17 protein-coding genes are annotated in these 20,336 nt (G+C 39.8%); 4 read left to right on the forward strand and 13 right to left on the reverse strand.

Features of this window, described 5'->3' with window-relative positions; all coding sequences use genetic code 11:
• Positions 1–8 precede the first annotated feature (8 nt).
• The 4 genes from ACLHDG_RS07385 to ACLHDG_RS07400 form a co-directional block, all read right to left on the reverse strand.
• Positions 9–836, reverse strand: a complete 828-nt coding sequence (locus ACLHDG_RS07385) for an HAD family hydrolase (RefSeq protein WP_415405546.1) — start codon at positions 834–836, stop codon at positions 9–11.
• Complete coding sequence (locus tag ACLHDG_RS07390; RefSeq protein WP_415405547.1) at positions 836–2,596, reverse strand: YgiQ family radical SAM protein; 1,761 nt, start codon at positions 2,594–2,596, stop codon at positions 836–838. The genes ACLHDG_RS07385 and ACLHDG_RS07390 overlap by 1 nt, the downstream gene beginning before the upstream one ends.
• Positions 2,597–2,669: 73 nt before the next feature.
• The gene (locus ACLHDG_RS07395) at positions 2,670–3,860 is read right to left on the reverse strand and encodes an NnrS family protein (RefSeq protein WP_415405548.1); all 1,191 of its coding nucleotides are present in this window, start codon (positions 3,858–3,860) and stop codon (positions 2,670–2,672) included.
• A 96-nt stretch (positions 3,861–3,956) separates the two neighbouring features.
• Entirely contained in the window at positions 3,957–4,994 is a 1,038-nt protein-coding gene (locus tag ACLHDG_RS07400) for a cytochrome-c peroxidase (protein WP_415405549.1), read from the reverse strand.
• 150 nt (positions 4,995–5,144) lie between these two features.
• Here ACLHDG_RS07400 and ftsH point away from each other — a divergent pair, with 150 nt between their 5' ends.
• Positions 5,145–6,980, forward strand: coding sequence for an ATP-dependent zinc metalloprotease FtsH (gene ftsH / locus ACLHDG_RS07405; RefSeq protein WP_415405550.1), 1,836 nt, complete (start codon positions 5,145–5,147; stop codon positions 6,978–6,980).
• Here the strand turns inward: ftsH and ACLHDG_RS07410 are convergent.
• The gene (locus ACLHDG_RS07410) at positions 6,958–7,806 is read right to left on the reverse strand and encodes a zinc-dependent peptidase (protein ID WP_415405551.1); all 849 of its coding nucleotides are present in this window, start codon (positions 7,804–7,806) and stop codon (positions 6,958–6,960) included. The two genes, ftsH and ACLHDG_RS07410, sit on opposite strands and share 23 nt — an antisense overlap.
• Positions 7,807–7,905: 99 nt before the next feature.
• On the opposite strand from ACLHDG_RS07410, the gene ACLHDG_RS07415 reads away from it, so the two are divergent.
• Positions 7,906–8,436, forward strand: coding sequence for a carboxymuconolactone decarboxylase family protein (locus ACLHDG_RS07415; protein WP_415405552.1), 531 nt, complete (start codon positions 7,906–7,908; stop codon positions 8,434–8,436).
• Positions 8,437–8,505: 69 nt separating this feature from the next.
• Here ACLHDG_RS07415 and ACLHDG_RS07420 read toward each other — a convergent pair whose 3' ends face one another.
• Complete coding sequence (locus tag ACLHDG_RS07420) at positions 8,506–10,008, reverse strand: DEAD/DEAH box helicase (protein WP_415405553.1); 1,503 nt, start codon at positions 10,006–10,008, stop codon at positions 8,506–8,508.
• Between the two features lie 420 nt (positions 10,009–10,428).
• Here ACLHDG_RS07420 and ACLHDG_RS07425 point away from each other — a divergent pair, with 420 nt between their 5' ends.
• Both ACLHDG_RS07425 and ACLHDG_RS07430 read left to right on the forward strand, forming a co-directional pair.
• On the forward strand, positions 10,429–11,037 hold the full coding sequence (locus tag ACLHDG_RS07425; RefSeq protein WP_415405554.1) for a hypothetical protein: 609 nt from the start codon (positions 10,429–10,431) through the stop codon (positions 11,035–11,037).
• Positions 11,038–11,171: 134 nt separating this feature from the next.
• Positions 11,172–13,226, forward strand: a complete 2,055-nt coding sequence (locus ACLHDG_RS07430; RefSeq protein WP_415405555.1) for an EAL domain-containing protein — start codon at positions 11,172–11,174, stop codon at positions 13,224–13,226.
• A 36-nt stretch (positions 13,227–13,262) separates the two neighbouring features.
• On the opposite strand, the gene ACLHDG_RS07435 is transcribed toward ACLHDG_RS07430, so the two are convergent.
• From ACLHDG_RS07435 to ACLHDG_RS07465, 7 genes are all read right to left on the reverse strand, one after another.
• The gene (locus tag ACLHDG_RS07435; RefSeq protein ID WP_415405556.1) at positions 13,263–13,733 is read right to left on the reverse strand and encodes a metal-sulfur cluster assembly factor; all 471 of its coding nucleotides are present in this window, start codon (positions 13,731–13,733) and stop codon (positions 13,263–13,265) included.
• Positions 13,734–13,799: 66 nt separating this feature from the next.
• Complete coding sequence (locus tag ACLHDG_RS07440; RefSeq protein ID WP_415405557.1) at positions 13,800–14,216, reverse strand: SufE family protein; 417 nt, start codon at positions 14,214–14,216, stop codon at positions 13,800–13,802.
• Positions 14,213–15,415: a SufD family Fe-S cluster assembly protein gene (locus tag ACLHDG_RS07445; RefSeq protein ID WP_415405558.1), complete on the reverse strand. Its 1,203-nt coding sequence runs from the start codon at positions 15,413–15,415 to the stop codon at positions 14,213–14,215. The genes ACLHDG_RS07440 and ACLHDG_RS07445 overlap by 4 nt, the downstream gene beginning before the upstream one ends.
• 3 nt (positions 15,416–15,418) lie before the next feature.
• Positions 15,419–16,168 carry a Fe-S cluster assembly ATPase SufC gene (gene sufC, locus ACLHDG_RS07450; RefSeq protein WP_415405559.1) on the reverse strand — a complete coding sequence of 250 codons (750 nt, stop codon included), beginning with the start codon at positions 16,166–16,168 and terminating at the stop codon, positions 15,419–15,421.
• Positions 16,165–17,598, reverse strand: a complete 1,434-nt coding sequence (gene sufB / locus ACLHDG_RS07455) for a Fe-S cluster assembly protein SufB (RefSeq protein ID WP_415405560.1) — start codon at positions 17,596–17,598, stop codon at positions 16,165–16,167. The genes sufC and sufB overlap by 4 nt, the downstream gene beginning before the upstream one ends.
• A gap of 94 nt (positions 17,599–17,692) precedes the next feature.
• Positions 17,693–18,538 (reverse strand): thiamine pyrophosphate-dependent enzyme, encoded by an 846-nt coding sequence (locus ACLHDG_RS07460; RefSeq protein ID WP_415405561.1) that lies wholly within the window; start codon positions 18,536–18,538, stop codon positions 17,693–17,695.
• Entirely contained in the window at positions 18,535–20,301 is a 1,767-nt protein-coding gene (locus ACLHDG_RS07465; RefSeq protein WP_415405562.1) for a 2-oxoacid:acceptor oxidoreductase subunit alpha, read from the reverse strand. The genes ACLHDG_RS07460 and ACLHDG_RS07465 overlap by 4 nt, the downstream gene beginning before the upstream one ends.
• Between the last annotated feature and the right edge of the window lie 35 nt (positions 20,302–20,336).

Below are 20,336 nucleotides of genomic sequence, written 5' to 3' on the forward strand. Positions count from 1 at the left end.
TTTATGCTTTATGTTTGACTTAAATACTTAGCAACCCCATCCTCATCATTTGAATGAGGCAACACAATGTTTGCCACAGCCTTCACTTCATCCAAAGCATTAGAAACAGCTACAGAAGTCCCCGCAAGTTTAAACATGCCTATGTCGTTCACCGAATCACCAAATACAGTAACATCAGCAGGATCTCGATCTAAGTAGTCCATTACTTTTTCCAGAGCGTGGGCTTTGTCTCCCTCGGGGTGCAGGATAGTAAGGAACCAACCGTTTGAATATTTTTCCGGAGAGAGTTTGTACTCTAACTCTTTTCCAAAGGTTCTCTCAAAATTTCTTGTCATGGGTAGGAGGGTATTATATTCACCAAAGTAGACTAATTTTAGGTTCATATCCATCGCTCGTATCTCTTTGCACTCTACCATACGTGGATCATTACGGTAGTTTTCCAGTACTCCGTGCTGATGTTTGTTTAGTGTAGTTGGAAATAAAAAGGCTTCATCGAGGGTCTTGATGTCTCTTAGGGCTATAACAAAAGGGTAGATTCCATATTTAGATCCCTCATCAATAATAGCATCTCCTAACTCTTTGTTCACCGTTTTAATGTCTATGAGCTTTTTTTCTGGTGTAACTATCATCGTACCATCAAGTAGTATCATTGGAGCATCGAGATGCAGTTTGTCTAAAAAGTCATGGGATTTTTGAAAACTTCTTGCTGTGGCTACAGAGAGTATGGAGTTTTTGGCTTTTTCGTTCCATACTTTGGCACTGAAGTCACTTACACTCTGGTCAGTACGTAAAAAAGTATGGTCTAGGTCGGTAATATATATAGGTCTATTAGGCATTAGCTTGCAAACCCGCTTTTAAAACAATTCTTCTCTTGCACAATGGCTTTTTGTTTCTCTTTTCTTTTTGTATCTTTCTCTACAAATATCTTTTTACGTGTCTTTGGATCCATCTCCGTATAGTACATCACAGCTGAGTAGGTACTTGGAGTAGGGGTGAAGACCTGTGCCTGTTCCGGGTTCATCTTTAGCTCGTTTGTTGTAAAGTCTTTCAGAGAATGCATATCTTTCTCAGTACATCCCGGATGTGCGGCTATGAGGTAGTAGGTAAGGAACTGTTTTTTATCCATCTCTTTGTTGAGTCTATCATAGAGTTTTTTAAAGTCTACAAGTGTCTGTTTGCCTGGTTTCCCCATAAGTTCAAGGACATGTTGCTCTGTATGTTCAGGAGCGACTTTCATCTGGCCAGAGATGTGATGCTTGACCATCTCTTTGAGATAAGAGTATCCATGCCTTTTATCTGCGGTAATGAGGTCGTAACGTACCCCAGAAGCGACAAAGGCTTTTCTTACACCTTCTACTTCCCGTACTTTTCTAAGCAAGTTAATGTTTCTGCTATGATCGACATGCATCACTTTACAGAGTCTTTCTGCATCGACACAGCGTATGTCATCACAAGTCCCTTTTTTCAGCTTCTTTCCACACTCATACCCGTACATATTTGCCGTAGGACCTCCCACATCAGAGATGATACCTTTGTAGTCGTTATAGCTGTTAAAATCTTTTGCCTCTTTAAGAATATTTTTCTCTGAGCGTGTTCTAATAGTCCTGCCCTGATGTACACCAATAGCACAGAAGTTACACTCACCCCAGCATCCGTGGTGGGTCATAATAGAGAATTTGATGGTCTCCAAACACTTCACTTTTCCATCTTTAGCGTAGTAGGGGTGTAGTTCTCTAGTAAAAGGAAGGTTGGAGTTTGCATCCATCTCATCTTCATCCAAGTAATCACAAGGAGGATTTTGGATGAGAAAACGGGTATCTACCGGCTGGCAAAGTCCATTGGCTGAAATGGGGTCGTTGTTGTCATAAAAGTCATCAAAGAGGTCGATGTATCTCTCTTTGTTCTCCACACACTCTGCATGTGAAGGGAGCTGTATATACTCATAGTTTGGCTCTTTAGCGATGTAACAGACACCACGGATGTCTCTGAAGTCTCTGCCTTCTTCCAAAGCTTTAGTGACTTGTTCCAAGGCTATCTCACCCATACCGTAGATGAGTATATCTGCTTTAGAGTCAAAGAGTATGGGTTTCTTGAGTTTGTTTGCCCAGTAGTCATAATGGCTGGTTCTTCTTAAAGAGGCTTCGATACCACCCAAGACCAAGGGTACAGTGTTCTTAAAGTATCTTCTGATCAGGTTACAGTAGACAGATAAAGCTCTATCCGGTCGTTTAGTATTCTTCCCACCCGGTGTATAGTCATCAGAGTTACGGAACTTCTTTGTTGCGGTATAATTTGAGACCATAGAGTCCACAGATCCACCACTTACACCCCAGTAAAGACGAGGTTCTCCTAAACGTTTAATGTCCACATCAGAGTTGATGTCCGGTTGCCCTATCATACCTACTTTGTAGCCCATTCGCTCCAGCATGCGACCCACCATAGCCACACCAATGAAAGGTGAGTCTATGTAAGCATCACCAGAGACAAGGATCACATCACACTGATCCCAGCCCAGTTCATCCATTTCAGCTCTGGTAGTAGGTAAAAAATCTTTTTCTGTGAAATTTGGTTTGTATGTTTTTTTTCTTGGGCTCATTTTAGGCCTTGAACAGAAGTTGGTTGAATAGTGTAATAATTAATAATCTTTTTCATAATCGCATTATAGCGAATTAATCCGTTAACTTTTTACCATTAATAAGCACTGCAAAGAACCTTACAGCCCAAGCAATGAACATCAAAAGCCATACCGTCACAGAGATATCAAAAAGAATCATAAAGTTCCACCCAAAGGCAGCTGCCAATGAGACCAGTATCCGCATACCTACAACCACTTGTGTCCAGTAAAAGAGTCTTGTTGTCCATTGGTCTGCCTGCATCATATTGCCTGAGTGCCCGATGGTTACACGGGTACCGAAACCTATGAGTATAGTAAAGACAAAGCCCAGTATGAGAATATGTATATCAAGAGCCAAGAATGAGACTCCAGTTGTGAGTGATATTAGGTTTGTCAATCCACCAATGATAAAGGCTATGGGTATCCAGTAGAGTGCGGTATGGAGTATCCAGAGCAGGGGGTTTGGATTTGGGAACTGTAGTTTCCATCGCAGAAGCTCTCTGCCTATTAAAACACCTACAAGAATATCAACAATGAATGAACTATGGGTATAGACACCTTCCAACACTATATGAAGTAACAAGAGTGTAAAAACAACTTTAAGTAAATAATCGTTTCTGCCCGCCATGGAGTGAGAGAAAAATGGGACCATACGTTGGGCAACTGAAAAGGTGAGTAAGAAGAGATAGAGGTAGTTGGATACTTCTGTAGATAGTCCCACCAACGGCATATAAAATAGTTCACCTATAATAAAGAAGAGATGAGCCAGTAGACCAAATTTCATTGCAAGCAGTATCCAGTAGATATCATGTTTGTCTTCCATAGTCGTAGTGGTATATATATTTTTTAGTATCAATACCCCCATGACATGCCCAACAAAGACCATGATCATCCCTATAGCCGAGAGAACAGGACTTGCAATGCTTCCAAGTATAAAGATTGCAGAGCCTAAATAATAAAGGCTAAATACAGACATATAGTCCTTTTTTTCTATGATTGGGGTAGAAGCAAACCTAGGAAATGTAGTAAATAAAAAGGCTAAAAATGCAGGGGTAAATAGTAGATATGTCAGTCCATAAGCATGAAAATTTGAAGGTGATATAGCAATGTTCATGATCCCTTTATAGGAAAGCATAAATATAAGCATAATGACTATAGCATTGACAAATGATAAAATGAAAAAGGGTTGATGGGGTTGGGAGAAAAAGTAATTGTTTTCAGAGTCCTCAGAAAATTTCATATGCATAGTATTACCTTGTGTTTGATGTGTATAATCATAACAAAAGATACTAAAAAGAAGATATCACCTCTCTTGAAAAAAGAGAGGTGGTCTTATATAATGTTAGTTAAAATCAGGTTTAGGCGTTTTGTCTGTACTTTTTGGAAGTTGTGGATATGCTACTGCAGGTTTTCTTCCTTCTAATGCATTAAAGAAAGTAACAATTTTAGCTGCCTCATCATCTGAGATCTTGATACCAAGTTGTGTACTTCCCATCTCTTTGACTGCCTCTGCCAAGTTCCAGATAGCACCATTGTGAAAATATGGAGCTGTTTCAGTGATGTTTCTAAGTGTTGGTGTTTTTACCATACCTTTTGCATCACCTTTAAAGTCACCTACATTGGCAAATTTGTATTTTGCAGCAAGTTCAAACGGTTGCATCGTTCCACCAAGAGCAATACCTGTATGACAACTTGCACAACCTTTGTCTATAAAGCTCTTGAGACCTTCTTTTTCTGCATCTGTCAGTGCATCATCTTTTCCATTAAGGAAATCATCAAATCTTGCCGGAGTAACCAATGTTCTCTCAAAGATACCGATGGTTGATGTGATCGTTTCAAAATCTACTTTTACATCTTTGCCATAAGCTTTTTTAAATTCTTCTACGTATTCAGGAATAGAGTTGATTCTCTCTTCAACAAGTGACTTTGGTGCAGCCATCTCAGGAGCAGCCTGCATAGGACCCTGTGCCTGGTCTTCAAGGTGAGGGCTTCTACCATCCCAAAACTGTGCAGTAAAAAATACAGAGTTATACACAGTTGGTGAGTTCAAGTGATGTGGATTTGGGGTCCACTGATGTCCAACTGCGGCAGGAACACCGTCTACACCTCCAAGTCCAAGGTTATGACAAGTGTTACATGAGATAATGGCACTTTTTGAAAGCCTTGGCTCAAAGAAGAGCTTTTTACCAAGTTCAACTCTTTCCGGAGTGATCGTACCTTTAGGATCTGTCAGCTTTAAAAGCTCACTTTGACTCTCTGGAATAGCAACAAGACCCGCTTTTTTTGCTTGCTCTGCTACTGAAGCAGTTTCTACTGCAACATTTCCCAGTAAAAACGAAGATGCTACTACTGAAGCAACAAGTAATTTAGATATTTTCATTATGTTTCCCTCTTATTATTAATATAGTTTAAAACTATAGTATAAAAATTCTTAAAAGATAATAAATATCATATAAAAATATCTATCTTACCTCAATAAATTATATTTTGGTACAATAGGACAATTCTATCCCTTCCTAAAGGATGTAAAATGAAAAAAGAGCCAAACACCACTAAAAAGTTAAACCCTTTCACCCATATAGCGATCGTTATTATTATTACAATGCTTGGACTTGAACTCTTCTCTTATCTTACCTCACAAGGAGAGAGACAAACACTCTCTTATAACCAGTTCAAAAACAAGATGGAACAAAATACTATAAAAGAGATATGGATAAATAAAGACCAGGTCACTGCATCTGTAAAAGTAGAAATGAGTAGTAAACCAACCTATTTGAAGACAACACTTCCTCCTTTTGAAGATAAAGATTTTTTAGCTTTACTGGAAAAAAACCAGGTTGATATTCATGTCAAGTCTCAAAAAGAGTCAAATTTTTGGCTTATGTTCATTTTGTTGCTGCCGCTTTTCTTCTTTTTAGGATTTATGCTTTATGGTACAAATCGTATCAAAAAGCAATTAGGCGGGATGGGTGGAGGTCCATTTGATTTTATGCGCTCCTCTGCGAAACAATATGACAAAAAAAAGATCTCTGTTACTTTTGATGATGTAGCTGGTGTTGAAAATGCAAAAATAGAGCTTTATGAAGTGGTTGATTTTCTAAAAAATCCTGAGAAATATGAAAGGATAGGTGCAAAGATCCCCAGAGGTATTCTTCTGATGGGCTCTCCCGGTACAGGTAAAACACTTTTGGCAAAAGCTGTAGCAGGGGAGGCAGAGGTACCTTTCTTCTCTATCAGTGGTTCCGAATTTGTAGAGATGTTCGTAGGCGTAGGTGCAGCAAGGGTACGTGATCTGTTTAAAAAGGCGAAAAGTGAAGCACCTGCTATCATCTTTATCGATGAGATCGACTCTGTAGGACGAGCCAGAGGAGCAGGGATCGGTGGCGGTCATGATGAGAAAGAACAAACCCTCAATCAGATCTTGGCAGAAATGGATGGTTTTGAGACAGATGAACAGGTTGTGGTTCTTGCAGCCACCAACCGCCCTGATGTATTGGACTTTGCACTGTTAAGACCGGGAAGATTTGATCGTAAAATAACACTGAGCCTGCCCGATGTGCATGCAAGGGTAAAGATCTTGCATATTCATACCCGAAAAGTGCGTGTGGATAACAGTGTCGATCTGGAAAAGATAGCTAAAATGTGTATTGGTTTCTCTGGTGCCGACCTGGCAAACCTGGTCAATGAAGCAGCGATGCATGCTGCCAGAGAAAACCAGGAAGAAGTTTCACAAAATGATTTCCTCTATGCCCGTGATCGTATCATTATGGGTGTGGAGCAGGAGTTTGTTTTGGATGAAGAAGATAAAAAAAGAGTGGCTATCCATGAGAGTGGTCATGTTCTGGCCGCACTTCTTTTAGAGCATGCCGATCCCATAGAAAAGGTCAGTATCATCCCCAGAGGACAGGCACTGGGTATGACAGAACAGTTACCGATAAAAGACATTAAAAATTTTCCTCAGGCATATCTGCTCGATAAGATAGGGGTCATGCTTGGAGGCAGGGTTGCCGAGTTAACCCTGCTGGGTGATCTCTCATCCGGTGCTGCCTCTGACCTTAAAGAAGCAACAAATTTGGCAACACATATGGTAAGCCACTGGGGTATGAGTGATCTAATTGGACCGGTCTATTATCAAAAAGGTGAAGAACAAGTCTTTTTGGGGCGTGAGATGGCGATGGCAAAAGATTTCAGTGAGTCAACTGCAAAGTTGATCGATGATGAAGTACGAAAGATCATTACTGAAAAAGAGCAAGAGATGTTAAAACTCTTTAAAACGCATCAAAAAGAGATCGTTGCTCTTTCTGATAGATTGGTAGAAAAAGAGATGATCTATGCAGATGAGATCAAGTCTTTAACACATCTTTAAATAACTGTTTGGTATCAAGTTTGTAAAAGAGTTTAAGTTCTTGATAGATATTAGGAAAATATGTTTTGAATACCTGTGGTGTTTCAAAAAATCGTTCACTGCATACAGCAAAAAACTCTGCTTCATTCTTTAATGCATAAGAGCCTAAAAGTACAGATCTTTCAGATATATCTCCATTATTTAATTGCTCTTTTAATGTATCAAAGGCTGTTGAGAAGACTTCAGACCACATTTTATAGCGTGAACCTTCCAAAATAGGTGTGCCATCAGCAAAACCATCTTCAAAATCCAACTCATGGGCAAACTCATGGATGATGACATTATCTTTTTGTTGCTGTGCTATGTCATGTTTTATATCCTGCCATGAGATCACAACAGTGCCGTTAGCGGACTGACCTTCCAAAACAGATATTTCATCATGGTAAATGCCACCGCTTGTATGACCGTTATTGACAAGAAAGTGCTCAGGATAGACAATGACTGTACTGACATGATCTTTCTCCCCCAGTTCAAAGCCAAGTCTCATCAAACAGGCATAAAATGCAATGATAACTCTAATCTCATCATTGATGGTCATCTTTGCTCCTACAAACTCTTTTTGATCTATAAAGATCAGGATCAAAAGGTGGATCTTCTCTTTATGCAAAGATGATAGAACTTTGTATTGGTGTATCTCTTGAAGTATGGATTCATATGATTTAGGAAAAGGCATGGCTTTGAGTCTTTTATATCGCCACATTCGACGAAAGTATCCCACACTCTGCCAAAAAAGGAAGAGTCCCACCAAAGCAAAAAGAAGTTGTATCAGTAGAAGATAATAGCCCATGGAAATCCTTTGATACTCCATCATAGCAAAAGATAGGTGATATTCAAAGTTTAGCTAGATATAATTTTTATCTATAATTATTTATAAAAAGGATAAACAATGGCATATATCAAACTTTGTTCACTTGAAGAGATGGATCCAGAGATCCAAGTTAAAGCAAAAGAGATTTTAGAAAAGACAGGTAAGCTAGGGGAGATCTTTGAACTTATCGCACTCAACAAAGATATCTATAATGCTACAGATAACATGGTTCAGTCCTATTTACTTAAGGAAACACTGCTTCCTTACAGCACAAAAGAGCGCATTGCGTTACTTATCTCTATCGATAATGGATGCAAAATGTGTGTGGATGTCCATAAGAACATTGCCAAGATGCTTGGTATGAGTGAAGAGCAAGTAGAAGAGGTACTCAAAGGTGTGGATGCCATACACTGCGAGGAGGGCGAAAAAGCACTTTTAAGATTTTGTATCAGGTCTTCCCAAAAAGACAGCCATAAAATGATGCAAGATGATGTCGATGCCATAAAAGAAGCAGGTTACAGTGAAGCACAGATCCCTGAAGCCGTTGCTATCACAGGATATTTTAATTATATCAATACGCTTTCAAATGTGTTTGGGTTGGGGAAGTAAGTTTAAAGAGTAGAATATTTTGTCATCCCCAGGCTTAACCTGGGGATGATTGATGTGGATGAATAAGGTTTAGCTTCTGCTACCCTGACCAGCGTTACGGCTGTCACGTCCACCTCCGCTGCGACCACCAGAACGTCCGTTACGACCATGTCTACTACGACCACCACCGCCTCCACCACTTCTGTTGCCACGGTAACCACCACGACCACGGTTACGGCCACCACCACCTCCGCCACCACGGTTTTGCATCGCTCTTTCTATAAGAAGCTCTACCTCTTCAAGACCAAGACCAATGTTGTCTTTACCTTTTACAAAACTCTCTTCTTGTACCAAAGAAGCAAGAAGATGCGCGATAGTCACGATGTCCAAGTCATGCTGGAGTGTTTTAACAAGGTTAATAGCATTTTCAGTCACTTTTGTATCGGCAATTTTAGCGATAAGTTCATCCGCACGGTTATTTTGTACTTCCATACGTGTAGGGATGACTTGAGTGACCATTTTTGTACCTACATCTTTTTCGATACGCTTGATGGTTCTAAGCTCATTTGGACTTACGAGTGTGATCGCTTCACCTTTCTTTCCAGCTCTACCGGTACGACCGATACGGTGAACATAAGACTCAGAGTCAAAAGGGATATGGTAGTTAAAAACGTGTGTTACATCATTTACATCAAGGCCACGAGCTGCAACATCTGTAGCGATAAAGATGTCAATCCCACCTTGTTTAAATGCACGTATCGTTACTTCTCTTTGCTTTTGCTCCATGTCTCCATGAAGTCCACTTACTTTGAAGCCTTGTGCTGTCATGTGTGCTACAAGTCTATCTACCTCTTTTTTCATACGACAAAAGATGATACATTTTGCAGGGTTTTTGTAGTCTATAAGCCTGACAAGTGCATCGTCTCTTTCTCTCTCTTGTACCACATAGTAGTGTTGGGTAATGTTGGGGTTTGTACTCTCAGCCTTAGTGATAGAAACAGTTTTAGGGTTATTTAAGATCTGTTCTGCCAGTTTTCTGATACCTTTTGGCATCGTCGCGGAGAACATCAATGTTTGACGCTCTTTTGGAAGGAAAGTAAAGATATTTTTGATCTCGTCGAGGAAGCCCATGTCAAGCATCTCATCTGCTTCATCAAGTACAACAAACTTAGGGTTGATCTTTATCTTGCCAGACATAAGAAGGTCTTGAAGCCTACCTGGAGTGGCAACCACGATAGAAGCTTGTTTGATACGGTCTATCTGCTTACCATACGGTGTACCACCATAAACAGTAGCTGTTTTAAGACCTGAGAGTTTACCAAAACGGAAAAGCTCATCACTTACTTGCATTGCAAGCTCACGTGTAGGAACGATAACAAGTCCTTCTACGGAACCATCTGCTTTCATCATACTCATGATAGGAAGACCAAAGGCAGCAGTTTTACCTGTACCTGTTTGTGCCTGTGCAATGATGTCGTGACCTTCTAAAACTAAAGGTATAGCGTCTTTTTGTACTGGGCTCGGTTCTGTAAATCCTGCTTCTGTTACAGCAGCTTGAATAGTCTCTTTGAGGTTAAAATCAGTAAATTTCATATTTGTATTTTTCTTTATAGTAATATAGTGGGGTGATACAGTCTTGGCGATAGAACGGTTCTAAAGTTACAAGCGGTTATATTAAACCCTGTTTTATGCAACTGATACCAAACTATCACACGTCAATGCGTGGAAAAAAGGAGATACATCTCATGTATCTAAATAAGGAGTTTGATACTCTCTTGCAGAAAAGTTTGGCATTATAGCGTAAACATTTATAAAAAGATAGAGATTGCGTAAAATTTGTCTAAATTTATGAATCAATATGCTACTTAACGTCATACTAAACTTGTTTCATTATTCAAAACAGTCTATTACAAAATTTTCTATTTTTAAATTTTGGATAAAACCTGATATATTTTCTTAGAAAAAGCGTTATAATAAAAAATAGATACATTTCCAAAAAAGGTAGGTGCTATTATGAAAATTACAAAATATTTATGGTTATGGATGCTCTTTGCTACTTTTCCTCTGCATCTTTCCTCAGCACAAAAAGTGGAAGACAGCAGTACAAAAATAGCAGTGATCTTTAACACCCTCTGTGCAAAGTGTCATGAGGGTGAATGTAGCGGAAGACTGAGTTTTGATACGGGGAGTAAAGCAGCAAACAGCCATATAAGACGCTATGCAGGTGATACAAATCTTTCCAAGGGTGATACAGAAGAGTTCTTTAGTCTCTTAAACCATATGAAAAAAGAGTGTGAATTGTGGATGCCAGATAATGGAGAGTGGAAACCAGAGAGTCTTTCACACTTTGCTCTGCCTTCAGCTAAAGGCTATTTTATCCCTCTAGGGCTTCTAAAAGAGGGTAAGTATCACGTCGAGATTAAGATAAAAGATGATATTCACTTTAGGGTTGAAGTACTCTCAGATCATTTTGACCATTTTCTTGATAAATCGGCTTGTCCTGATGGGAAAAAGGAGACACTTCAATTTACGATAGATAAATCAGTTAATACTTTTTTGCGTATTCAAAGCAGAAAACCTTTGCAGATCATTGCTTTGAAGGTTTGCAGATCATTGCTTTGAATATTAAATAAGGATATCTAGAGCTTCCTTATAGACTAAATTATAATAATAACAAATGAATTATTATTGTTAAGTAAAATATGGTAAAATAATATTAGTCTCTAAAATATACGATGATAGGAGAGTGAAACATTATGCGAAATATGAAATCCTTCATACTGTTTGCACTTTTACTCTTTGTAGCGATAGGCTATAAAACCTATGATGAATACCATCGAATTCAAGAAACTCAGAAACTTATTGTCCTAAATGAGAGTCGATCCCTTTCAGAATTTATCTCTGCTTTTCGTCAAACTTATCAAGATTTTTTCCTCCTTTATCATATCGAAGTTGATGAGAATACGATCAATTTGCTTCCTGTCAAGACCATTTCAGAAATAAGTAATCGTTTTTCATCAAGCGTTCAAGGTGATGTAGTTATACGTACCGTGTCAGACCGTCCGCGAAATCCAGACAATATGGCAAATGATTTTGAATTGGAGATGATCCAGTATTTTAAAAACAACCCTGAAACAACAGACAAATTTATACAAAAAGAGGATGTATATTATTATACAAAACCTCTGTTGATCCAACAATCTTGTCTTCGCTGCCATGGTAAACGTGAGGATGCCATCCAAAGTATCCGTGACAAGTATAAAAATGCATATGATTATAAGCTCGGAGAGATACGGGGATTGTTAAATATAAAGATCAAAGAGCGTGAATTTTTTGCTGCAATGTACTCTGACTTCACAGAAACCCTTATTAGTGCCATCCTCCTGTATATTATTTTCTTACTTATTATCTATGTATTGATCCAAAAAATGCATGCAAAAGAAGAGCAATACACCAAACAGCTTGAAACAGATATAGCAACAAAAACCTATGAGATAAAAAAGCAAAAAGATATTTTATTTGATCAGGCTCATCATGATGCTCTGACAGGTTTGCCTAATCGTGTTCTTTTCAATGATAGACTGGAACATGGGATCGAGCAGGCAAAACGGCATAAAACAGATATCGCACTCTTTTTTATTGACCTTGACCATTTTAAACAGATAAATGACTCTTTAGGTCATCAAGTTGGTGATAAAATGCTTATAGCAGTAACAGAGCGATTAAAAGCTAAAATTCGCAAAGAAGACACTCTGGCTCGTCTAGGGGGTGATGAATTCACTATTATTATAGAAGATATGATAGAAATACAAGATGTATCACACTTAGCCCAAAAGATCCTGGAGGTCTTAAGACAACCCGTTCATATTGAAGGTCATACACTCTACATCTCCTGCAGTATTGGTATCAGTCTCTATCCACAGGATGATATAAATGCAAATAATCTGATCAAATATGCTGATGCCGCTATGTATAAAGCAAAAGAGGAAGGACGAAATAATTTTCAGTTCTACTCCTCTGAAATGACTGCATTGGCATTGGAACGTGTTGTTATGGAGACTAACCTGCGTCAGGCTCTGAAAAACGAGGAATTTATACTTTATTATCAATCACAAGTAGATGCTAATTCCGGGAAACTGACAGGTGTGGAGGCTTTGATACGTTGGCAGCATCCTGCCTTGGGATTGGTATCACCTATGAAATTTATTACTTTAGCCGAAGAGACAGGTCTGATCGTTGATATAGATAGATGGGTAATGAAGACAGCAATGAAGCAGGTTACTAAATGGTATCAAGAAGGATTAGAGCCTGGTGTGCTTGCAATTAACCTTTCAATGAGAGAATTAAGGAGTAATGATTTTATCGAGATACTTCAAGAGAATATGTCAGATATTGGTTTTAAGCCAGAGTGGTTGGAGTTGGAGATTACTGAGGGACAAGTGATGATAAACCCTGAAGAAGCCATCACCAAGCTTGAGCTGATCAGTCAGATGGGTATCAAGATCGTGATCGATGATTTTGGTACCGGATACTCTTCATTGGCATATTTAAAACGATTACCTGTTGATAAACTCAAAATTGACCAGTCTTTTGTTAAAGGTATCCCTAATGATAAAGAGGATGTTGCTATTGTAAAAGCAATTATTGCACTTGCAAAGAGTCTTGATCTTGAACTTATTGCAGAAGGTGTAGAGACGGATGATCAAAGAGACTTTCTTGTAGAGTGTGGATGTGAGAATCTACAGGGGTATTACTATTGTAAACCAATGCCTTCGGACGAGATGGAAAAAAAATGTTTGGGAGATCTGTGATAAAGATCTTATGAGATACGGCAAGAAAACCTGCTTTTACAGTAACCCCATCGCAAGTTTTGCTTCATCACTCATACTGTCTTGTCCCCAAGGCGGATCAAAAACGATATCTACATCTATGTTTTCCAAACCACTTTGTCTTGAGACGATACTTTTTACCAAATCTACAATCACATTAGAAAACGAACATGTAGCAGAAGTCAGAGTCATGGTGATTTTACACATTTTGAGCATGGAGACATCATTTGTCCAACATTTTATTTCATAAATGAGTCCAAGGTCGTAGATATTGACTGGAAGTTCCGGATCATAGATCAGTTTAAGGTGTTCAACTATTTTTTCTTCCATCTCAGTATCTGAAGGTTGTTTATCTATAAAAGCCTTCTTTTCGGCTGTCATCTTTTCATCGATGCTTTTTTGCGTAGGTTTGCTAAACTTTTCTTCATACGCTTTTAATTCTTCTGTTGTGGTAGGAACGTCGTCTATTTTAATGTTATTTATATCCATTTTATTTTCCTTTGGGGAGTTAGACACCGACGATACACTTTGTATATCATCGGTATCAGACCCCTATTATTGTTCTTTACATTTTTGTGCATAGCTATACACCATTTTTAAAAAGGCTTCTAAACTCTGTTGACGAACAGGGGAAAGGAGTTCTACTATCCCCATGTCATGTAGTTTGGCCGGGTCAAAGGCCAGTATCTCATCTGCAGTACGGTTTCCAAAGATATCCAGTAAAAGGGTTAGCATACCTTTTGCCATCTCTGAAGTACCTTCTCCGCGTAAAAGTAGTTTACCTTCAACACATTCACCCACAAGCCATGCAGCAGAGGCACAGCCTTGAACGAAGGTAGCATCATTTTTTTCTTCATCAGGAAGAGTGCTGTGTTTTTTACCTAAGTCAAAAATGTATTCTATCTTATCATTGGCAGTAGGGAAGAGCTCGAAGTCTTCTTTGTATTGCGCTACTGTTTCTTCCATGGTCATGTATTCTCCTTTGTGTGGCTGTAAAATGTTTCTTCAAAACTTTTTTGCACCTTTTCCTGGTAGCGTGCATCTTTGATATGGTCTATAAGCGTATTGGCAAAAGCAATGATAAGCATTTTTTTTGCTTCTTTCTCACTGATCCCCCGTGAACGCAGGTAAAAGAGTTGTTTGCCATCCAGCTGTCCCGTAGTTGCCCCATGTGAAGCTTCAAGTTCGTCTATGTAAATCTCCAGTTGGGGCTTGGAGATCATATAACAATGCTCACCCAGTAAAACAGCTTTGGAATTTTGCACTGTTTTACTGTGTATGGCAGAGTGTTCTACGCGTATGAGTGCATCAAAGATACCTCTGGCATCATCTTCCAAAATGCTTTTAGCTTCTTGTTTGGAGATAGAGTGTTCACCCTTATGGATGATCTGAGAGACAATACCCCTTCGTGTCTTTCCTAAAAGGTATAATAAATGTCCTGCATCCAAAGTTGCATAGGTATCTAACTCTACTTTAAACAGATCTAAGGCAGCCGTATTGCCAAAGTCAAACGATTGCAGCACAAGGTTGGCTTGTTTGCTTACCTCATAGTGGTGAGAACTCACACAGGCATAGGCTTCATTTTGTATATTTTGGTTTTTTATCACACGCAAGGTAGAGTCGGGTGCTACTACCATGTCATAGCCATACAGTACCAAAGAACCTTGAGCATTCGTAGATTCAAAACTTTCATACAGCGTTGTATGTCTGTTAGCCTGGTTTTTGATGACAAGTCTATAGTGTATGAGTGCATTGGGTTTTGTGAAGCGGTGTATAAGCTCTATGGACCTGTCACCGTCTATCTCTATCATGATAACACGTGGGTTGAGTAAATGTCCCAAATAATACATAGGATCATAATGTTCCATATCTATCGCATCATAATGTGTATAGTATACTCTTACATAAGGCGGTATACTAATGACTTGCCCATCAAGAATTTCAAGTGTCTCTTTTTGGTGTACTTCCAGCGGCGCAAAATCCAGTGCTTCATACTCTGTTGAGAGTAGAGATTCCATAGGAAAATAACGGTAACTCTCAGACTTTTTATTGGGCAGTCCCAGTGTATGGAACCTTTTCAATACGGCATTTGAAACATCAACTTTAAAATATTCTGCCATTGTTTCCAAAGAGGCATCACGTAAGTTTTCTAATCGTATAGGAGTTTTCATGGATTATTCCTCTACGATGCCGTCATAGCCATCGGCTTCAAGTTTGGCTACAAGCTCTACACCTGCTGTTTTGATGACTTTACCCTCTTTAAGTACATGGATATAGTCTGGCTCTATGTAGTCAAGTATACGAGAGTAGTGTGTGATGACTAAAAAGGTACGTTTACCGTCTTTCATCTTGTTAATACCTTCTGAGACGGCTCTAAGTGCATCGATGTCCAACCCTGAGTCTATTTCATCCAAGATAATAACTTCAGGTTCAAGTATAAGCATTTGGAGTATTTCGTTTCGCTTCTTTTCCCCACCGGAAAAGCCTTCATTAAGTGAACGGCTTATCATGTCTGATTTCATGCCCAGTGCTTCAAGGTGGCCTTTCATTTCTCGTAAGAATTCTGCGGCATTGAGTTCTTCTTTGCCTTCATGCTTGCGTTTTGCATTCAGTGCAGTCCTCAAGAAGTAGGCATTGTTGACTCCCGGTATTTCTACAGGATGCTGAAAGCTCAAAAAGATACCTTCCAAGGCTCTCTCTTCTGCTTCCATCTCTATAATACTCTTGCCTTTATACAGAATGTCTCCTGCCGTGATCTCAATATCATAGTGACCTACAATAGCTTTGGAAAGTGTAGATTTACCTGCACCGTTTGGTCCCATAATAGCATGTACTTTTCCTGCTTCAAGTTGCAGGGTTAAGCCTTTGAGTATCTCTTTGTCTCCTATCTTCGCATGAAGATCTTTTATATCTAATGTTATCATCCTACACTTCCTTCTAATGTTAATTCTAATAATGCTTTGGCTTCCACAGCATACTCCATAGGGAGTTGGCTAAAGACTTGTTTACAAAAACCATGCACTATCATGCTTACGGCATCTTCTTCGTTAACACCTCTTTGACGTAAGTAAAAGAGTTGCTCATCAGATATTTTTGATGTCGTGGCTTCATGTTCAACTTGTCCTACATTGTCTTTTGTCTCCAAATAAGGGAAAGTATGTGCCCCGCAGTTAGATCCTATGAGCAAAGAGTCACACTCAGAGTAGTTTCTTGCACCCACAGCCGAAGCAGCGATCTTGACAAGACCTCTGTAAGTATTCTGTCCTTTCATCGCAGAGATACCTTTAGAGATGATGGTAGAACTTGTATTTTTACCGATATGTATCATTTTTGTACCTGTGTCTGCCTGCTGCGCAAGGGTAGTGACAGCTACTGAGTAGAACTCGCCTACAGAGTTGTCGCCCTTGAGTATACAAGAAGGATATTTCCATGTGATGGCTGAACCAGTTTCCACTTGCGTCCATGAGATTTTAGAGTTATCCCCTTTACAGATGCCTCTTTTGGTCACGAAGTTATAGATACCCCCTTTACCTGTTTCATCACCGGGGTACCAGTTCTGTATGGTAGAGTATTTGATCTCCGCGTCTTTCATAGTGATAAGCTCTACCACCGCAGCGTGAAGTTGATGCTCATCTCTTGTCGGGGCAGAACAGCCTTCATTATAGGAGACATAAGATCCTTCATCGGCTACAATGAGGGTACGTTCAAACTGTCCCGTATTAAGTGCATTGATCCTAAAGTAGGTACTCAGTTCCATAGGACAGCGTACACCTTTAGGAATATAGACGAATGTACCATCAGTAAATACAGCTGAATTGAGTGCAGCGAAGTAGTTGTCATTCATCGGTACGACAGAGAACATGTACTTTTTGATGAGTTCAGAATGGTCTTGTATAGCTTCTGAAATGGAACAGAAGATAATGCCATGTTTGTTAAGTTCTTCAGAGTAGGTGGTTTTTACTGACACAGAATCAAAAACAGCATCCACAGCGATACCCTGAAGCTGTTTTTGTTCCTCCAGTGGAATACCCAGCTTTTTATAGGCTTCAAGTATCTTAGGATCTACTTCATCAAGACTGTCCGGTGCTACTTTTGGTGCAGAGAAGTAAGAGATGGCTTGATAGTCTATAGGATCATACTCTATATGTGCCCATTTCGGTTCTATCATCTTCTGCCATTTGACTAAAGCTTTAAGTCTCAGCTCTAACATCCACTCAGGTTCATTTTTCTTATTTGAAATAAAACGAATGGTATCTTCATCTAATCCGGGAGGAATGGTGTCAGTCTCTATATCGACCTCAAAACCAAGTTTATAATCACCCGATACTATTTTGTCTATCTCTTCTGTTGCCATAATTTTTCCTCCTTTTAGAGGTATGCATCTTTTTCTTCATATTAGGTAGAGTGTGTGTAGTGCATGTGTAGTAAAAATATGACCTCATATCTGCTCAATACAGCTCAAATCTTTCTTGCAGTTTTCCAAGGTTATGAGAGAGGCTGAAAAGTGCTTCTTTTTCATCTTTTCTGAAATATTCTTCAAAAGTAACAGACTCAGCCTGATAAAAAATACCGATCGGGATCGGGTCATTTTCCAGTGCCTTTTGCATCGCAGAAGAGAGATTACTGCTGTCATAAGTGCTCTCCAGCTCATAGGTATTGGATTTGAACCATTTATAGGTATTCACTTTGTTAAAGACCACACAGGGCTGAAAAATGTCTACCAAGGCATATCCCTTGTGTAGAAACGCCTCTTTGAGTACCGTTTTGGCATGGGCATAATTACCGATATTCACCCGTGATACAAATCCGGCCTTTAGTGCCAAAGCAACGGAGATGGGGTTAAAGGGTTCGTTTGTTACACCTTTTACCTGTACGGGGGTTTGAAAGCCTTTTTGACTTGTGGGAGAGGCTTGTCCTTTGGTAAGACCATACACCATGTTGTTGTGTACGATATGGACGATATCAGGATTTCGTCTGACAGTATGTAAAAAATGATTGCCTCCTTCACCGTACATATCTCCGTCACCCCCTTCGGCAATGACAGTGAGTTCAGGGTTGGAAACCTTAAGTGTCGTGGCTACGGGAAGTGCCCGTCCATGAAGACCACAAAACATATGCGTATTTATGTAGTAGGGTGTTTTAGCAGCTTGCCCGATACCTGAGACGATGACTGTCTGTTTAGCCTCGATCTCAAGTTCGGTCAGTACTTCTTTGAGCAGTTTCAAAATCCCGAAGTTCCCACATCCCTTACACCAGGCATTGTCTATATCAAGTCTATCAAGCGGATGGTTCATGATAACTCCTTTATGACTTTAAATAGTTTTTCTCTCAAAAGGTCTGAAAAAAATGCAAAACCATTTGCTTGAAGAATACGATGATCGATCTTAATACCATGACTTTTCAAAATATCGGCAAACGCTCCCGTAACATTATTCTCAATGACAATATTTGTCTCGGTTTGTTTAAGTATCTCAAGGCTCTGTGGATCGAGTGGATGCACCCAGGCAAAATGTAGCTGAAAAAGACGAGGATCATCCAGTCCCTTAAGTGCTTCCATGATAGCACCTTTGGTTGAACCCCATCCTATGATACCAATGCTTCCTTGACCCAATACTTCAGGGGCATAGGCTTCAGAAGTAACAAGTTCGATCTTCTTTTTTCGTTTCTCTACCATCTTTTCACGTACTTGGTAACTTTCTGTGATCTGACCACGTTCATCATGTTCATCACTTGTAGAAACTACAATCCCTGTTCCAAGACCAGGAATACCCCGAGGAGTGATACCGCTGTTGTTGACTTCGTAGCGCTTATACGATGCATCAGTAGGCTGGATATAGCGTCGCTGTTCATAAGCAGAAAAATCAACTTTGCCCAACATACCCACAGTGTCTGCCAGATATTGATCACTAAGTACAATAACCGGCATTTGGTACCTGTCTGCCAGTTCAAAAGCAAGATATCCATAGTCTATACACTCCTGTAGACTTCCCGGTGCCAGAACGATACGTCCGAAATATCCATGTCCGCTGTGTATGGCGAGATCGAGGTCTCCCTGTTCACTTCGTGTAGGCAGTCCAGTGGCTGGTCCGGGACGTTGAGCCAGGTAAATGACGGCAGGGGTTTCACTCATACCTGAAAGACTGATGGCTTCACTCATCAAGGCAAATCCACCCCCGGAAGTGGAGGTCATAGCACGTGCTCCGCCTAACCACCCACCCAGTACCATATTGAGTGATGCGATCTCATCTTCACTCTGTTCAACCAGTAGGGTAAAGTCTTCAGACATCGAAGCCATAAAGTTCAATACACCCGTAGATGGAGACATAGGATATGCTGTTATCATATTGCATCCTCCTGCTAAAAAACCAAATCCGGACGCTGAAGAGCCATCTATCAGATGAAAAGAGTTAATGAGGTTTTGTATAGGTTCAGGGAGTTTTGGCAGAGGCAGTTTTTTCAGACTCTTGCTATAGAGAATTCCTTCCTGTACCGATGCTTCATTCTCTTCTTGATTCTGCTTTCCAAACAAAATCACTACACTTTGCAATAACATAACAGAGTTAAGTGCCAGCATACCAAACAGTATACCTGCGACATAACTATTAGCATAACGTGTATTTCCAAGTTTTTTAGCGGTTTTCATCATGGGCATAACTGTGATATCTATCTGCGCATCTGTAACGCTTTCATCAGCCAGGACAATGGTCCGGTCTGTAAGCCGCTCTTGGACATGTGATAGAGCTTCTGCATCAAGTGCTATGAACAGATCTACATACCAACAGGGTGCCTGTATAGGTCTATTGGATATACGAAGCAGTGTTGTATTGCTGCCCCCACGTACTCTGGACATATACTCGCTGGTAGAAAATACAAAATAACCGCTTCTCCTGAACGCATCACTTAAAAGCTTCTCCAGTGTCTTTATCCCCGTACCTGCAGCGCCTCCTATGAGAATAGAAATACTCTGAGTATCGGTATATTCTTCTTCCCTGTATCTAGGAAGAGAGACGGGTGACTGTGAGATCGTTGCCTGAAATGGGATTTTCATCTCTTTCATAAAGACTCCTTCTTGGTCCAGGTGATCCTGCCAGC

Source organism: Sulfurovum iocasae (assembly GCF_047716765.1).
Taxonomy (GTDB): domain Bacteria; phylum Campylobacterota; class Campylobacteria; order Campylobacterales; family Sulfurovaceae; genus Sulfurovum.

Bases quoted from the DNA above. Each gene is read 5' to 3' on its own strand.
- ACLHDG_RS07430 (WP_415405555.1), top strand. From the start codon at position 11,172: ATGCGAAATATGAAATCCTTCATACTGTTTGCACTTTTACTCTTTGTA.
- ACLHDG_RS07460 (WP_415405561.1), bottom strand. From the start codon at position 18,538: ATGAACCATCCGCTTGATAGACTTGATATAGACAATGCCTGGTGTAAG.
- ACLHDG_RS07410 (WP_415405551.1), bottom strand. From the start codon at position 7,806: ATGGGCTATTATCTTCTACTGATACAACTTCTTTTTGCTTTGGTGGGA.
- sufC (WP_415405559.1), bottom strand. From the start codon at position 16,168: ATGATAACATTAGATATAAAAGATCTTCATGCGAAGATAGGAGACAAA.
- ACLHDG_RS07445 (WP_415405558.1), bottom strand. From the start codon at position 15,415: ATGAAAACTCCTATACGATTAGAAAACTTACGTGATGCCTCTTTGGAA.
- ACLHDG_RS07425 (WP_415405554.1), top strand. From the start codon at position 10,429: ATGAAAATTACAAAATATTTATGGTTATGGATGCTCTTTGCTACTTTT.
- sufB (WP_415405560.1), bottom strand. From the start codon at position 17,598: ATGGCAACAGAAGAGATAGACAAAATAGTATCGGGTGATTATAAACTT.
- ACLHDG_RS07395 (WP_415405548.1), bottom strand. From the start codon at position 3,860: ATGCATATGAAATTTTCTGAGGACTCTGAAAACAATTACTTTTTCTCC.
- ACLHDG_RS07420 (WP_415405553.1), bottom strand. From the start codon at position 10,008: ATGAAATTTACTGATTTTAACCTCAAAGAGACTATTCAAGCTGCTGTA.
- ACLHDG_RS07465 (WP_415405562.1), bottom strand. From the start codon at position 20,301: ATGAAAGAGATGAAAATCCCATTTCAGGCAACGATCTCACAGTCACCC.
- ACLHDG_RS07440 (WP_415405557.1), bottom strand. From the start codon at position 14,216: ATGACCATGGAAGAAACAGTAGCGCAATACAAAGAAGACTTCGAGCTC.
- ACLHDG_RS07400 (WP_415405549.1), bottom strand. From the start codon at position 4,994: ATGAAAATATCTAAATTACTTGTTGCTTCAGTAGTAGCATCTTCGTTT.
- ftsH (WP_415405550.1), top strand. From the start codon at position 5,145: ATGAAAAAAGAGCCAAACACCACTAAAAAGTTAAACCCTTTCACCCAT.
- ACLHDG_RS07390 (WP_415405547.1), bottom strand. From the start codon at position 2,596: ATGAGCCCAAGAAAAAAAACATACAAACCAAATTTCACAGAAAAAGAT.
- ACLHDG_RS07435 (WP_415405556.1), bottom strand. From the start codon at position 13,733: ATGGATATAAATAACATTAAAATAGACGACGTTCCTACCACAACAGAA.
- ACLHDG_RS07385 (WP_415405546.1), bottom strand. From the start codon at position 836: ATGCCTAATAGACCTATATATATTACCGACCTAGACCATACTTTTTTA.
- ACLHDG_RS07415 (WP_415405552.1), top strand. From the start codon at position 7,906: ATGGCATATATCAAACTTTGTTCACTTGAAGAGATGGATCCAGAGATC.